Annotated in this window: 8 protein-coding genes, 1 tRNA gene and 3 rRNA genes; 3 read left to right on the top strand and 9 right to left on the bottom strand. The window is 65.3% G+C overall.

Annotated features, from left to right (window positions below; translation table 11 throughout):
- Positions 1 to 95 precede the first annotated feature (95 nt).
- Positions 96 to 2,720, top strand: a complete 2,625-nt coding sequence (locus tag OHA55_RS24750; protein WP_266709849.1) for a SpoIIE family protein phosphatase — start codon at positions 96 to 98, stop codon at positions 2,718 to 2,720.
- 97 nt (positions 2,721 to 2,817) lie between these two features.
- Here the strand turns inward: OHA55_RS24750 and OHA55_RS24745 are convergent.
- The 7 genes from OHA55_RS24745 to thyX form a co-directional block, all read right to left on the bottom strand.
- Positions 2,818 to 2,890: transfer RNA gene (locus tag OHA55_RS24745), tRNA-Thr, on the bottom strand.
- 402 nt (positions 2,891 to 3,292) lie between these two features.
- Positions 3,293 to 3,409 (bottom strand): 5S ribosomal RNA (rrf, locus tag OHA55_RS24740).
- Positions 3,410 to 3,483: 74 nt separating this feature from the next.
- Positions 3,484 to 6,606: ribosomal RNA gene (locus OHA55_RS24735) — 23S ribosomal RNA — on the bottom strand.
- Positions 6,607 to 6,902: 296 nt separating this feature from the next.
- Positions 6,903 to 8,428 (bottom strand): 16S ribosomal RNA (locus OHA55_RS24730).
- The 16S, 23S and 5S rRNA genes sit together here with 1 tRNA gene alongside, the layout of an rRNA operon.
- 619 nt (positions 8,429 to 9,047) lie before the next feature.
- Positions 9,048 to 10,733: a ribonuclease J gene (locus OHA55_RS24725; protein ID WP_266709848.1), complete on the bottom strand. Its 1,686-nt coding sequence runs from the start codon at positions 10,731 to 10,733 to the stop codon at positions 9,048 to 9,050.
- A gap of 162 nt (positions 10,734 to 10,895) precedes the next feature.
- The gene (gene dapA / locus OHA55_RS24720) at positions 10,896 to 11,795 is read right to left on the bottom strand and encodes a 4-hydroxy-tetrahydrodipicolinate synthase (protein WP_266709847.1); all 900 of its coding nucleotides are present in this window, start codon (positions 11,793 to 11,795) and stop codon (positions 10,896 to 10,898) included.
- Positions 11,796 to 11,947: 152 nt separating this feature from the next.
- Positions 11,948 to 12,685 carry an FAD-dependent thymidylate synthase gene (gene thyX / locus OHA55_RS24715; protein WP_266709846.1) on the bottom strand — a complete coding sequence of 246 codons (738 nt, stop codon included), beginning with the start codon at positions 12,683 to 12,685 and terminating at the stop codon, positions 11,948 to 11,950.
- Between the two features lie 174 nt (positions 12,686 to 12,859).
- Between thyX and OHA55_RS24710 the strand changes: the two genes are divergently transcribed.
- Both OHA55_RS24710 and OHA55_RS24705 read left to right on the top strand, forming a co-directional pair.
- The gene (locus OHA55_RS24710) at positions 12,860 to 13,099 is read left to right on the top strand and encodes a hypothetical protein (RefSeq protein ID WP_266709845.1); all 240 of its coding nucleotides are present in this window, start codon (positions 12,860 to 12,862) and stop codon (positions 13,097 to 13,099) included.
- 94 nt (positions 13,100 to 13,193) lie between these two features.
- Positions 13,194 to 13,742 (top strand): hypothetical protein, encoded by a 549-nt coding sequence (locus OHA55_RS24705; protein WP_266709844.1) that lies wholly within the window; start codon positions 13,194 to 13,196, stop codon positions 13,740 to 13,742.
- Between the two features lie 82 nt (positions 13,743 to 13,824).
- Here the strand turns inward: OHA55_RS24705 and OHA55_RS24700 are convergent, their stop codons facing one another.
- Together OHA55_RS24700 and dapB are read right to left on the bottom strand one after the other, a co-directional pair.
- Positions 13,825 to 14,280 (bottom strand): tetratricopeptide repeat protein, encoded by a 456-nt coding sequence (locus OHA55_RS24700; protein ID WP_266709843.1) that lies wholly within the window; start codon positions 14,278 to 14,280, stop codon positions 13,825 to 13,827.
- Positions 14,281 to 14,291: 11 nt separating this feature from the next.
- Positions 14,292 to 15,044 (bottom strand): 4-hydroxy-tetrahydrodipicolinate reductase, encoded by a 753-nt coding sequence (gene dapB / locus OHA55_RS24695; protein ID WP_266709842.1) that lies wholly within the window; start codon positions 15,042 to 15,044, stop codon positions 14,292 to 14,294.
- Positions 15,045 to 15,065 lie beyond the last annotated feature (21 nt).

Here is a 15,065-nt window from a genome sequence, read left to right as displayed (position 1 = left end):
GTTCGCCGCGCATCCGCCAGGGACCACGGGCAGCTGTCGGGCGATACAAAGCGGCGAGATACGGGCCTGGACTCGGGGAAGCGACGCGACACCATATGGGGAGTTCAGTGATCACCGCGCAGGCGGCCGCCACCTTCGAACCGGCCGGTCGCTCGGTAGCGACAGCCCGCGCCTTCGTCCGGGACACGCTCCAGGGATGGGGCTACACCGACGTCATCGACGACGCGGTCGTCCTCACCAGCGAGCTGGTGACCAACGCGGTCGTGCACGCGGGCACCGCCGCGGACGTCCTCTGCCTGCGCGCGGAGGACGGGGTGCGCGTCGAGGTCGCCGACCACTACCCGGAGCGCGAGATCCCCCTCCAGAGCACCGCGGTGGACTTCGGCAGTCCCGACCGGGAAGGCGGCCGGGGCCTTCTCCTCTGCGCCGCCCTGGCGTCCCGCTGGGGCGTGGAGTACACCCCCACCCGCAAACACGTCTGGTTCCAGCTGGACCTGCCCGACCGGCCGGTGGGCATCCGCTCCGCCGGACCGCTGCTCCCTGTCGAGAGCCTGCCGGTCGCCGACCGGCGCATCCGGGTCGCCGTGGTCCAGATCGACATGGACGGTGCCGTGGCCTCCTGGAACGAGGACGCCTCGTTCCTCTTCGGGTACGCCCCCGAGCAGGTCGTGGGCAAGCAGCTGACCGAGTTCGCCGCCTGGCCCCAGACCCCCGGCACCAGCACCGGGATCGCCGCCGCGCTCCAACTCTCGCGCTGGGAAGGCAGTTACGGCTTCCGCTGCGCGGACGGCCGGGTCATCCCCGTCTACGCCTCGCACCTGCGCGTCCGGGACACCGGAGGCTCCCCGTCCACGGTCTGCCTGATGGTCCGCGACGACGAGCGCGCGGTCCTGCAGAGCCCGGTGCGGACCCCGGTCACCGACGCCGGCGAGAGCCGCTCGGCCGACCCCTTCGAAGTGTTCATCGGCTCCCCCGCACCCGACGACCTGGACGGCCTGCTCCAGCGCACCGTCGAGCGGGCGCGGGACATGCTCGACGCCGACGCCGCGTTCCTGCTCCTGGCGACGGACGACGAGACCGAACTCGAGGTCCGCGCCACGACCGGTCTGCCCTCCGCCCGCCAGCGCTTCGCCCGGGTCCCCGTCGAGGCGGGGGCCGGCCGGTACGGCTCCGCCCGGATGCCCGCCGTCCACGAGGACCTGCTGGCCGTGGAGGGTGCCGTTCCGCTGCTGGGCGGCACGGGGATGCGCTCGGTGGTGACGGTCCCGCTGAAGGTCGAGGGCCGGCTCACCGGATCGCTCGGCGTCGCGGCGGAGGCCGCGGGGCGGTACACCAACGAGGAGGCCCTGCGCCTCCAGTTCGCCGCCGACCGCATCGCACTCGCCGTCGAGTCCGCCCGCCTGGGCGAGCTGGAGCGGCTCCGCAGAGGCTCCCTCTCCTTCCTCGTGGAGGCGTCCGACCTGCTGGCCGGGACGCTCGACCGGGACCAGACCCTGGCCCTCATGGCCCAGATGACCGTCCCGAAGCTCGCCACCTGGTGTGCTGTCTACACCATCGCCGATCCGGCTTCGGACCCGTTCCTCTCCTTCGTCCTGCACGAGGACGAGGATCTGATCGACGGCCTCAAGGCCCTGCTGTCCCGCATCGATCCGCCCGAACCCGTCCCTTCCCCGGGCGCCCGCGTGTGGGCCGCCCCGAGCAAGGCAGCCCACGAGGCGGCACTGCGGACGTCGATGCGGAGCCTGAGCAGCGACGCCCCGATGAGCATGGCCAACTCCACCCGGACGACGCTCGCCACGGCCGCCGCGGTGGGCGGGGAGACGGTCGTGCTCCCCCTCGTCGCCCGCAACCGGGTCATCGGCATGCTGACGCTCGGCAAGCCGTCCGACGACCATTTCCGCCAGGAGATCCTGGAGCTCGCCGAGGACTTGTCCCGACGGGCCGCCCTCGCACTGGACAACGCTCGGCTCTACTCGGAGCGCACGGCCATCAGCCAGGCCCTGCAGCGCAGTCTGCTGCCGCCCAGTCAGCCGGTGGTGCCGAACGTCGAGATCGAGGTCATCTACCGCGCCGCCGGCGAGGGCAACGAGGTCGGCGGCGACTTCTACGACGTCTTCCCGATCCGCGAGGGCGTCTACGGCTTCGCCATCGGCGACGTGTGCGGTACGGGCCCCGAGGCCGCGGCCGTCACGGGACTCGCCCGCCACGCCCTGCGCCTGCTCGCCCGCGAGGGCTTCGGCGGTCCGGCGGTGCTGGAACGCCTCAACGCGGCCATCCTCGACGAGGGCGCCCGCAGCCGCTTCCTGACACTCCTCTACGGCGAGCTGCGCCCCCAGGACGACGGCAGCGCCCTCCTGAAGGTCGTGTGCGCCGGCCACCCCCTGCCGCTCCGCCTCAGCCAGGACGGCACGGTCGTGGCCGCAGCCGAACCGCAGCCCCTGCTCGGAGTCATCGAGGACCTGGAGCTCTACGAGGAGGAGATCACGCTCGCCCCGGGCGACGTCCTGCTCTGCGTCACGGACGGCATCACCGAGCGCCGCGAGGGAACCCGCATGCTCGGGGACGACGGCCTGGCAGAGGTCCTGGCCAACTGCACCGGTCTGACCGCCGGCGCGGTGGCCGCACGCGTCCTGCGGGCGGTGGAGCGGTTCGCCGCGGAGCCGGCCTCGGACGACATGGCCATCCTCGCCATGCGCGTCCCCGAGCCGCAGACCATCTGATCCGGAGACTCTTCCCGGGCCGCCTGCGGGCGGCCCGGGAAAGCGACCGCACAAGCAAGAAGGCCCCCACCGAATGGTGGGGGCCTTCCTTCTGTTGAGCCCCAATGCGGAATCGAACCGCAGACCTTCTCCTTACCATGGAGACGCTCTACCGACTGAGCTATTGGGGCCTTGCTGCGCTGTGCAACGAGATAAGCATACCCCAGTTCCGGGGTCTCCAGAACCACCTGCCACACCGAATCCGCACCATTCTGAGAACCTGTCACGGGCGGCCCGCTTCCCGCGTGTTCAACCGGGGCCGCGATCGTTCCGCAGCCGCCACGGGACCGGCCGGCGGGGCCTGCGGGCGGGCCTTGGTCGGTGGTGTGGCCTTGTGGGCAGTGCAGGCCACGAGCCTGGGCCGACGGGCCCCGTCCGCCGGCACCCCTTCCACGCCCACCCAGCTGCCGCGGGCCTGTCCAGGGCTCCGCAGGCCCGCCCGCGCTCACCGTTCAGGGGCACCGCTTTTCGCATTGGTCCGTAAACGCAGAAAACCCCCGCGCCCAAAGGCACGGGGGTCTCCCGGAAAAATTGTTCGGCGGCGTCCTACTCTCCCACAGGGTCCCCCCTGCAGTACCATCGGCGCTGAAAGGCTTAGCTTCCGGGTTCGGAATGTAACCGGGCGTTTCCCTAACGCAATGACCACCGAAACACTATGAAATTAACCAACCGGAAAAACACGGCGGTTGTTATTTCAGAACCAACACAGTGGACGCGAGCAACTGAGGACAAGCCCTCGGCCTATTAGTACCAGTCAGCTCCACCCGTTACCGGGCTTCCACATCTGGCCTATCAACCCAGTCGTCTACTGGGAGCCTTAACCCCTCAAAGGGGGTGGGAATACTCATCTTGAAGCAGGCTTCCCGCTTAGATGCTTTCAGCGGTTATCCTTTCCGAACGTAGCCAACCAGCCATGCCCTTGGCAGGACAACTGGCACACCAGAGGTTCGTCCGTCCCGGTCCTCTCGTACTAGGGACAGCCCTTCTCAATATTCCTACGCGCACAGCGGATAGGGACCGAACTGTCTCACGACGTTCTAAACCCAGCTCGCGTACCGCTTTAATGGGCGAACAGCCCAACCCTTGGGACCGACTCCAGCCCCAGGATGCGACGAGCCGACATCGAGGTGCCAAACCATCCCGTCGATATGGACTCTTGGGGAAGATCAGCCTGTTATCCCCGGGGTACCTTTTATCCGTTGAGCGACAGCGCTTCCACAAGCCACTGCCGGATCACTAGTCCCGACTTTCGTCCCTGCTCGACCCGTCGGTCTCACAGTCAAGCTCCCTTGTGCACTTACACTCAACACCTGATTGCCAACCAGGCTGAGGGAACCTTTGGGCGCCTCCGTTACTCTTTAGGAGGCAACCGCCCCAGTTAAACTACCCATCAGACACTGTCCCTGATCCGGATCACGGACCGAGGTTAGACATCCAGCACGACCAGAGTGGTATTTCAACGGCGACTCCACAACCACTGGCGTGGCCGCTTCAAAGTCTCCCACCTATCCTACACAAGCCGAACCGAACACCAATATCAAACTGTAGTAAAGGTCCCGGGGTCTTTCCGTCCTGCTGCGCGAAACGAGCATCTTTACTCGTAATGCAATTTCACCGGGCCTATGGTTGAGACAGTCGAGAAGTCGTTACGCCATTCGTGCAGGTCGGAACTTACCCGACAAGGAATTTCGCTACCTTAGGATGGTTATAGTTACCACCGCCGTTTACTGGCGCTTAAGTTCTCAGCTTCGCCGACCCGAAAGTCAGCTAACCGGTCCCCTTAACGTTCCAGCACCGGGCAGGCGTCAGTCCGTATACATCGCCTTACGGCTTCGCACGGACCTGTGTTTTTAGTAAACAGTCGCTTCTCGCTGGTCTCTGCGGCCACCCCCAGCTCATGGAGTAAATCCAATCACCAGTGATGGCCCCCTTCTCCCGAAGTTACGGGGGCATTTTGCCGAGTTCCTTAACCATAGTTCACCCGAACGCCTCGGTATTCTCTACCTGACTACCTGAGTCGGTTTAGGGTACGGGCCGCCATGAAACTCGCTAGAGGCTTTTCTCGACAGCATAGGATCATCCACTTCGCCACAATCGGCTCGGCATCAGGTCTCAGACTATATGCACGACGGATTTGCCTACCGTGCGTCCTACACCCTTACCCCGGGACAACCACCGCCCGGGCTGGACTACCTTCCTGCGTCACCCCATCGCTTACCTACTACAAGTCTGGTTCATCGGCTCCACCACTACCCTCAACTCCGAAGAGATCGGGCCGGCTTCACGGACTTAGCATCGCCTGATTCAGTACTGGGCGTTTCAAAGCGGGTACCGGAATATCAACCGGTTGTCCATCGACTACGCCTGTCGGCCTCGCCTTAGGTCCCGACTTACCCTGGGCAGATCAGCTTGACCCAGGAACCCTTAGTCAATCGGCGCACACGTTTCTCACGTGTGTATCGCTACTCATGCCTGCATTCTCACTCGTGAACCGTCCACAACTCGCTTCCGCGGCTGCTTCACCCGGCACACGACGCTCCCCTACCCATCCCAGCCCCCGTTGGGGGTATGTGCTGGAATGACACGACTTCGGCGGTACGCTTGAGCCCCGCTACATTGTCGGCGCGGAATCACTTGACCAGTGAGCTATTACGCACTCTTTCAAGGGTGGCTGCTTCTAAGCCAACCTCCTGGTTGTCTCTGCGACTCCACATCCTTTCCCACTTAGCGTACGCTTAGGGGCCTTAGTCGATGCTCTGGGCTGTTTCCCTCTCGACCATGGAGCTTATCCCCCACAGTCTCACTGCCGCGCTCTCACTTACCGGCATTCGGAGTTTGGCTAAGGTCAGTAACCCGTTGGGGCCCATCGCCTATCCAGTGCTCTACCTCCGGCAAGAAACACACGACGCTGCACCTAAATGCATTTCGGGGAGAACCAGCTATCACGGAGTTTGATTGGCCTTTCACCCCTAACCACAGGTCATCCCCCAGGTTTTCAACCCTGGTGGGTTCGGTCCTCCACGAAGTCTTACCTCCGCTTCAACCTGCCCATGGCTAGATCACTCCGCTTCGGGTCTAGAGCGTGCAACTCAATCGCCCTATTCGGACTCGCTTTCGCTACGGCTTCCCCACACGGGTTAACCTCGCTACACACCGCTAACTCGCAGGCTCATTCTTCAAAAGGCACGCAGTCACGACTGCATGTGCAAGCACATACAGCGACGCTCCCACGGCTTGTAGGCACACGGTTTCAGGTACTATTTCACTCCGCTCCCGCGGTACTTTTCACCATTCCCTCACGGTACTATCCGCTATCGGTCACCAGGGAATATTTAGGCTTAGCGGGTGGTCCCGCCAGATTCACACGGGATTTCTCGGGCCCCGTGCTACTTGGGTGTCTCTCAAACGAGCCGTTGATGTTTCAGCTACGGGGGTCTTACCCTCTACGCCGGACCTTTCGCATGTCCTTCGCCTACATCAACGGTTTCTGACTCGTCTCACAGCCGGCAGACTGTGAAAGAGATCCCACAACCCCGCATGCGCAACCCCTGCCGGGTATCACACACATACGGTTTGGCCTGATCCAGTTTCGCTCGCCACTACTCCCGGAATCACGGTTGTTTTCTCTTCCTGAGGGTACTGAGATGTTTCACTTCCCCTCGTTCCCTCCACACTGCCTATGTGTTCAGCAGCGGGTGACAGCCCATGACGACTGCCGGGTTTCCCCATTCGGAAACCCCCGGATCAAAGCTAGGTTGACAGCTCCCCGGGGACTATCGTGGCCTCCCACGTCCTTCATCGGTTCCTGGTGCCAAGGCATCCACCGTGCGCCCTTAAAAACTTGGCCACAGATGCTCGCGTCCACTGTGCAGTTCTCAAACAACAACCAGCCACCCATCACCCCAAACCTTACGGCTGAGTTCACTGGGACCGGACTGAAGGCAGCCTCTCGGCCGTACCCTCAGATACCCAACAACGTGCCCGACACAGCCGATCCATCATTACTTTCCACGCCGAAGCAGTACTCGCAACAACCAACCAACCGTGCCGAATAGTCAACGTTCCACCCATGAGCAAACCACCGTCGAACATTTGCCGACGAAGTGGCCCTCGACCCCATTACAGGGCCTAGATGCTCCTTAGAAAGGAGGTGATCCAGCCGCACCTTCCGGTACGGCTACCTTGTTACGACTTCGTCCCAATCGCCAGTCCCACCTTCGACAGCTCCCTCCCACAAGGGGTTGGGCCACCGGCTTCGGGTGTTACCGACTTTCGTGACGTGACGGGCGGTGTGTACAAGGCCCGGGAACGTATTCACCGCAGCAATGCTGATCTGCGATTACTAGCAACTCCGACTTCATGGGGTCGAGTTGCAGACCCCAATCCGAACTGAGACCGGCTTTTTGAGATTCGCTCCGCCTCGCGGCATCGCAGCTCATTGTACCGGCCATTGTAGCACGTGTGCAGCCCAAGACATAAGGGGCATGATGACTTGACGTCGTCCCCACCTTCCTCCGAGTTGACCCCGGCAGTCTCCTGTGAGTCCCCATCACCCCGAAGGGCATGCTGGCAACACAGAACAAGGGTTGCGCTCGTTGCGGGACTTAACCCAACATCTCACGACACGAGCTGACGACAGCCATGCACCACCTGTATACCGACCACAAGGGGGGCACCATCTCTGGCGCTTTCCGGTATATGTCAAGCCTTGGTAAGGTTCTTCGCGTTGCGTCGAATTAAGCCACATGCTCCGCTGCTTGTGCGGGCCCCCGTCAATTCCTTTGAGTTTTAGCCTTGCGGCCGTACTCCCCAGGCGGGGAACTTAATGCGTTAGCTGCGGCACCGACGACGTGGAATGTCGCCAACACCTAGTTCCCAACGTTTACGGCGTGGACTACCAGGGTATCTAATCCTGTTCGCTCCCCACGCTTTCGCTCCTCAGCGTCAGTAATGGCCCAGAGATCCGCCTTCGCCACCGGTGTTCCTCCTGATATCTGCGCATTTCACCGCTACACCAGGAATTCCGATCTCCCCTACCACACTCTAGCTAGCCCGTATCGAATGCAGACCCGGGGTTAAGCCCCGGGCTTTCACATCCGACGTGACAAGCCGCCTACGAGCTCTTTACGCCCAATAATTCCGGACAACGCTTGCGCCCTACGTATTACCGCGGCTGCTGGCACGTAGTTAGCCGGCGCTTCTTCTGCAGGTACCGTCACTTTCGCTTCTTCCCTGCTGAAAGAGGTTTACAACCCGAAGGCCGTCATCCCTCACGCGGCGTCGCTGCATCAGGCTTTCGCCCATTGTGCAATATTCCCCACTGCTGCCTCCCGTAGGAGTCTGGGCCGTGTCTCAGTCCCAGTGTGGCCGGTCGCCCTCTCAGGCCGGCTACCCGTCGTCGCCTTGGTAGGCCATTACCCCACCAACAAGCTGATAGGCCGCGGGCTCATCCTTCACCGCCGGAGCTTTTAACCCCGTCCCATGCGGGACAGAGTGTTATCCGGTATTAGACCCCGTTTCCAGGGCTTGTCCCAGAGTGAAGGGCAGATTGCCCACGTGTTACTCACCCGTTCGCCACTAATCCACCCCGAAAGGCTTCATCGTTCGACTTGCATGTGTTAAGCACGCCGCCAGCGTTCGTCCTGAGCCAGGATCAAACTCTCCGTGAATGTTTTCCCGTAATCGGGATCACAACACGAGAGCGGAACGACCAGGTCGGAATATGACCGGTCGTTCACAGCGTCCTCGCTGTTGTTGCCCACCGGACCGTTGAGGCCGGTAGGACTTTTCAAAGGAACCACCAACCTGCCGAAGCAGGCCGGGGTATCAACATATCTGGCGTTGACTTTTGGCACGCTGTTGAGTTCTCAAGGAACGGACGCTTCCTTCGGTCCCGTTTCACCGGGGCCCTCCGGGCGCTTCCCTTCGTTCTTGCGTTTCCGACTCTATCAGACTCTTTCGTGTCCGATTCCCGGTCGAAGCGGGTCAAGCGATTTTCGCTTTCCAGTTCTTCGCTTTCGCGTTTCCCTTTCCGGCGAGTCCGACTTTACCAGACTCTTTTTCGTTCCGTTTCCGGTCCAAAAGTAATTCCGGCGGCCCGTCGGGGCCTTTGCCTTTCGGCGGTGCCGACTTTATCAGAGATTCTGAGTCGGAATTTCCGCTCCGCACGGTGGCCTCCGCGCACAAGTGCGCGGGCTGCTTCCCGTTCGGCGGAGAGCCAAACGTACTGGAGCGGGGTGCCTCGATGCAAATCGAGGCACCCCGCTCCAGTCGGACGGTCGGCGGGGATCAGACCTCTACGACGACCGGGAGGATCATCGGGCGCCGGCGGTAGGTGTCGGAGACCCACTTGCCCACCGAGCGGCGGATCAACTGCTGGAGCTGGTGCGGCTCCATGACGCCGTCCTGGGCCGACCGGTTGAGGGCTTCCTCGATCTTCGGTACGACGGCGGTGAACGCCGCGTCGTCGATACCGGAGCCCCGGGCCTGGATGTGGGGGCCGCCCACGATCTTGCCGGAGTTGGTGTCGACCACGATGAAGACCGAGATGATGCCCTCGTCGCCGAGGATGCGGCGGTCCTTGAGCGAGGTCTCGGTGACGTCGCCGACCGAGAGCCCGTCCACATAGACGTAGCCGGCCTGGACCTTGCCGACGATCTTCGCCTTGCCGTCGATGAGGTCGACGACCACGCCGTCCTCCGCGATGACGATGTGGTCCTTGGGGACACCGGTCAGCGCGCCCAGCTCGGCGTTGGCCCGCAGGTGGCGCCACTCGCCGTGCACCGGCATCAGGTTCTTCGGCTTGCAGATGTTGTAGAAGTACAGCAGCTCGCCCGCCGAGGCGTGGCCCGAGACGTGCACCTTGGCGTTGCCCTTGTGGACGACGTTGGCGCCCCAGCGGGTCAGGCCGTTGATCACGCGGTAGACAGCGTTCTCGTTGCCCGGGATGAGCGACGACGCCAGGATGACCGTGTCGCCCTGGACGATCCGGATCTGGTGGTCGCGGTTGGCCATGCGCGACAGTGCGGCCATGGGCTCGCCCTGCGAGCCGGTGCAGACGAGCACCACCTCGTCGTCCGGGAGGTCGTCGAGCGTCTTGACGTCGACGACGAGCCCGGCCGGCACCTTGAGATAGCCCAGGTCACGGGCGATCCCCATGTTGCGGACCATCGAACGGCCGACGAAGGCGACCCGGCGGCCGTACTCGTGGGCCGCGTCCAGGATCTGCTGGATGCGGTGGACGTGGCTGGCGAAGCTCGCCACGATGATCCGCTTCTGCGCGTTGGCGAAGACCGTGCGCAGGACGTTGGAGATGTCCTTCTCCGGCGGGACGAAGCCCGGGACCTCGGCGTTCGTCGAGTCGGCGAGGAGCAGGTCGATGCCCTCCTCGCTGAGCCGCGCGAACGCGTGCAGGTCGGTGAGCCGGCCGTCCAGCGGGAGCTGGTCCATCTTGAAGTCGCCGGTGGCCACCGCCATGCCGGCGGGGGTGCGGATCGCGACCGCGAGGGCGTCCGGGATGGAGTGGTTGACCGCGATGAACTCGCAGTCGAAGACGCCGATGCGCTCCCGCTGTCCCTCGATGACCTCAAGGGTGTACGGGCGGATGCGGTGCTCCTGGAGCTTCGCCTCGATCAGCGCGAGCGTGAGCTTGGAGCCGATGAGCGGGATGTCGGGCTTCAGGCGGAGCAGGTACGGCACGCCGCCGATGTGGTCCTCGTGGCCGTGCGTGAGGACGATGCCCTCCACGTCGTCCAGGCGGTCCCGGATCGTGGTGAAGTCCGGCAGGATCAGGTCGATGCCTGGCTGCTCCTCCTCGGGGAAGAGGACGCCGCAGTCGACGATGAGCAGGCGGCCGCCGTACTCGAAGACCGTCATGTTGCGGCCGATCTCGCCGAGGCCGCCGAGGGGGGTGACCCTCAGGGCGCCCTTGGGGAGCTTCGGCGGCGTACCGAGTTCGGGATGCGGATGACTCAAAAGACTCTCCTTACCACGCACGCCACGTACCGCTTGGGCACGTGGCGCGTGTGTCATTCGTGCACTTGCTGTTGTCAGGGGGTGAAACGTGCGAGCTTCCCTCGCGTACGCGGTTGTCTCGCGTATGCGGTTGTCTCGCGTATTCAGTTGTGAAGTCCGTGGTTACAGCTCTACCCCACCGGCGGCCAGGTCGACCTTGAGCTGCGCCGTCTCCTGCGCGGTGAGTTCCACCAGCGGGAGGCGCAGCGGGCCGGCCGGGAGACCCTGGAGGGTGAGGGCGGCCTTCGTGGTGATGACGCCCTGGGTGCGGAACATCCCGGTGAAGACGGGGAGCAGCTTCTGGTGGATCTCCGCGGCCTTCTGGACGTCACCGCCGAGGTAGGCGTCGATCAGGGCCCGCAGGTCCGGGGTGACCATGTGGCCGACGACGGAGACGACGCCCACGGCGCCGACCGAGAGCAGCGGCAGGTTGAGCATGTCGTCGCCGGAGTACCAGGCGAGGCCGGAGCGTGCGATGGCCCAGCCGGCGCGGCCGAGGTCGCCCTTGGCGTCCTTGTTGGCCACGATCCGCGGGTGCTCGGCGAGCCGGACGAGAGTCTCGGTCTCGATCGGTACGCCGCTGCGGCCGGGGATGTCGTAGAGCATGACCGGGAGGCCGGTGGAGTCGGCGATCGCGGTGAAGTGCCGGTGCAGGCCCTCCTGCGGCGGCTTGTTGTAGTACGGGGTCACCGCGAGGAGTCCGTGGGCTCCGGCCTGCTCGGCGGCGCGGGCGAGTTCGACGCTGTGGCGGGTGTCGTTGGTGCCGATGCCCGCGACGACGTGGGCGCGGTCGCCGACCGCTTCGATTACGGCTCGTACGAGCTGGTCTTTCTCCGCGTCGCTGGTGGTGGGCGACTCGCCGGTGGTGCCGTTGACGACGAGGCCGTCGTTGCCCGCGTCCACCAGGTGGGTCGCGAGCCGCTGCGCGCCGTCGAGGTCAAGTGCGCCGTCCGCCGTGAAGGGCGTGACCATGGCGGTGAGGACCCGCCCGAAGGGGGTCTGCGGAGTGGAGATCGGAGCCATGGGTAACACGCTACTCGTTGCTCGGCCCGGGATGTCCCCTCGGGGGACGTCGATCTTGGAACCCGGCACTGCCTGCTCGGGGGTTCAAGCAGTGCCGGGTCCGTTTGATCAGCCTAGATGAACTTCACGAAAGGCCGCAATACGGACACCGCCTACGGGGCTACCCGTCCGTTTTTGTTGAAGGCGGCATGAGTGAGGGGCATGAGACGCGCCCAGTGCTCCTCCATCTGCTCGCCGACCATCTCGATCTCGCGCTGCGGGAACGACGGGACCGTCGCCAGTTCGTGCTGGGTGCGCAGGCCGAGGAAGTGCATCAGCGAGCGAGCGTTGCAGGTGGCGTACATCGACGAGAAGAGGCCGACGGGCAGGACGGCCCGGGCCACCTCGCGGGCGACACCGGCGGCGAGCATCTCCTGGTAGGCGTCGTACGCCTGGCGGTACGAGTCCTCCATGACGCGCCCCGTGAGCTCGGCCTGGGCCTCGGTGCCGTCGACGAACTCGTACTTGCCGGGGCGGCCCTGCTGGACGAGCTTGCGGGACTCGCCGGGGACGTAGAAGACCGGCTGGAGCTCCCGGTAGCGACCCGATTCCTCGTTGTACGACCAGCCGACCCGGTGCCGCATGAACTCGCGGAACACGAAGATCGGGGCGCTGATGAAGAACGTCATCGAGTTGTGCTCGAAAGGACTGCCGTGGCGGTCACGCATCAGATAATTGATGAGACCCTTGGAACGCTCCGGATCCTTGGTGACCTCCTCCAGCGACTGCTCCCCCGCGGTCGAAACGCGGGCGGCGAACAGGACGTCGGCATCGCCCGCGGCGTGTTTCACCAGTTCGACGGTGACATCGCTGCGGAAACTGGGCTTCGCGGTCTCGGGGGTGTCGGTCACCGGCGGGGTCCTTCCAATTGCTTCGCTCGGGCGGCGTCCACTCTACGGGGCCGCGTACCGGGCTCGGTCCGGGGAAAACTCCGAAGGGTCCGGCAAAAGGCGGCACCGATCCGGCGTTCCGCGCGTCTGACAGTGCAGCAGCACCTTCATCACAGCCCCAAGGAGATTTTCCTCATGTTCCGCCGGCGTGAATCCGTCCCGTTCTCGTTCGTAGCCGAGGCCGAGCGGTTCCGCAGCAATGTCACTCCGCCGCCCCGGGAACGCGCCAGCGTCTCCGAGCTGGCGGGCCGTTCCCTGGTCGGGCTGGTCGCGGTGGCGGGCCTGGTGGGCTCGCTCCTCTTCGGGCTTCCCGCCCTCGACCCCGACCAGGCACCCGCGCATCACCAGAAGTCCGAAGCGTCCCAGGACCGCTGACTCGTACGGCCCCCTGGGGTGGTCGGAGCGGAGACCCGTCGGTAGCCTCACCGGGCACAGCAACAACGAGCGTGCTTGTGAGTGAGGATCAGTCGTGCCCCTGCCCTTCCTGACGGCCGACCGCGCGTTCGACGCGGGTGCGGAGGACGTCGCGCTGCCCTACGACGATCACGACAGCTGGCGGCGGCCCTACCGTCCCGGGCCCTGGCGGGTCTCGGCGGCGGCGGGGCTGCTGCTGCTGGCGTCGTTCGTCCTGTTCGCGGCGATGATCATCGGTCTGGCCGGTGAGCCTTCGGGCGCACTGCTCTGCATGGTGCTCGCCGCGGTGGTGATCGCCTGCGCGCTGCGGCTGCTGCGCGTGGGTGCCTGGGTGAGCCGGCACGGTGTACGCCGGGTCGGCTTCTTCCGCACCACCACGGTGGCGTGGAGCCGGGCCGGGACGGTCCGTACCGTCCAGCAGCCGGTGAAGTGGCTCGGTTTCCCCCGGACCGTGCAGGGACAGGCCCTGGTGGTGGCCCGTCGGGGCGCCGGCTCGATGCCGCCGCTGATGACGGACCACGACGCGGACTTCCTGTCCCGGTCCGAGGCGTTCGAGCGGGCCACCGACGCCGTCGAGGCGTGGGCGGACGAGTACCGGCGCTGAGGCGCCGCAGCCCGTTCTCCGCGCTCTCGCGGTCCAGCGTCACCCCCGGTGCGTCCGGGGTCCACAAGCCGGTAGGCACCGCTCAGGCGGCGCGTACCGGCTTGTTGGCGTGCAGGGCGATGGCGCGCTGCATCGCCTTGCGGGCCCTGGGCGTGTCGCGGGCGTCCTGGTAGGCGACGGCCAGCCGGAACCAGCAGCGCCAGTCGTCCGGCGCGTCCTCGGTCTCCTCCCGGCGGCGGGCGAAGACGGCGTCGGCGGAGTCCCGGTCGATCCGGCCGGACGGGGTCCGGACGAGTTCGTCGACCGGGAGCCCGCCCTCGGCCTCCAGCTCTGCGGCGAGGGCGTTGGCCCGCCGGACGAACTGGGTGTTCTTCCAGAGGAACCAGATGCCGATCACCGGCAGGATGAGCACCGCCACACCGAAGGTGACCGTGATCAGGGTGCCGTGCCGGATGAGGAGCAGACCCCTGCTGCCGGCCAGGACGAAGTAGAAGACCAGGACGGCGGCGGTGACGATGTACGAGATCTTTGCGCGCATGGCAGGGACCGTCAGTTCAGATCGAGGAAGTGTTCCAGCCCGAACGTGAGTCCGGGGGTGGTGACCACGCGGCGGGCTCCCAGCAGGATGCCGGGCATGAAGCTGCTGTGGTGCAGGGAGTCGTGGCGCAGGGTGAAGGTCTCGCCCTCGCCGCCGAGCAGCACCTCCTGGTGCGCCAGGAGCCCGCGCAGCCGTACGGAGTGCACCGGCACGCCGTCCACGTCGGCGCCCCGGGCCCCGTCCAGGCCGGTCGCGGTGGCGTCCGGCTGCGGCGCGAGTCCGGCCTCGGCGCGGGCGGCGGCGATGAGCTGAGCCGTCCGGGTCGCGGTGCCGGAGGGTGCGTCGATCTTGTTCGGGTGGTGGAGTTCGATGACCTCGACCGACTCGAACCAGGGCGCCGCCGCCTGCGCGAACTTCATGGTGAGGACGGCGCCGATGGAGAAGTTCGGCGCGATGAGCACGCCGGTCGCCGGGGACGCGTCAAGCCAGCCGGTGAGCCGCGCGAGGCGTTCGTCGGTCCAGCCCGTGGTGCCGACGACGGCGTGGATGCCGTGGCGTACGCAGAACTCCAGGTTGTCCATGACCGAGTCGGGGTTGGTGAGTTCCACCGCGACCTGGGCACCGGACTCCGTGAGGGTCTCGGGCGCGTCGCCCCGGCCGAGGGCGGCCACCAGCTCCAGGTCCTCGGCGGCCTCGACGGCCCGTACCGCCTCCGATCCGATGCGGCCCTTGGCGCCGATGACGGCCACACGCAGCTTGCTCATGTGCTCTGCTTCCTTGATCGA

It is taken from the genome of Streptomyces sp. NBC_00102, assembly GCF_026343115.1.
Lineage (GTDB): Bacteria > Actinomycetota > Actinomycetes > Streptomycetales > Streptomycetaceae > Streptomyces.
This window is presented reverse-complemented; position numbering and strand designations above follow the sequence as displayed.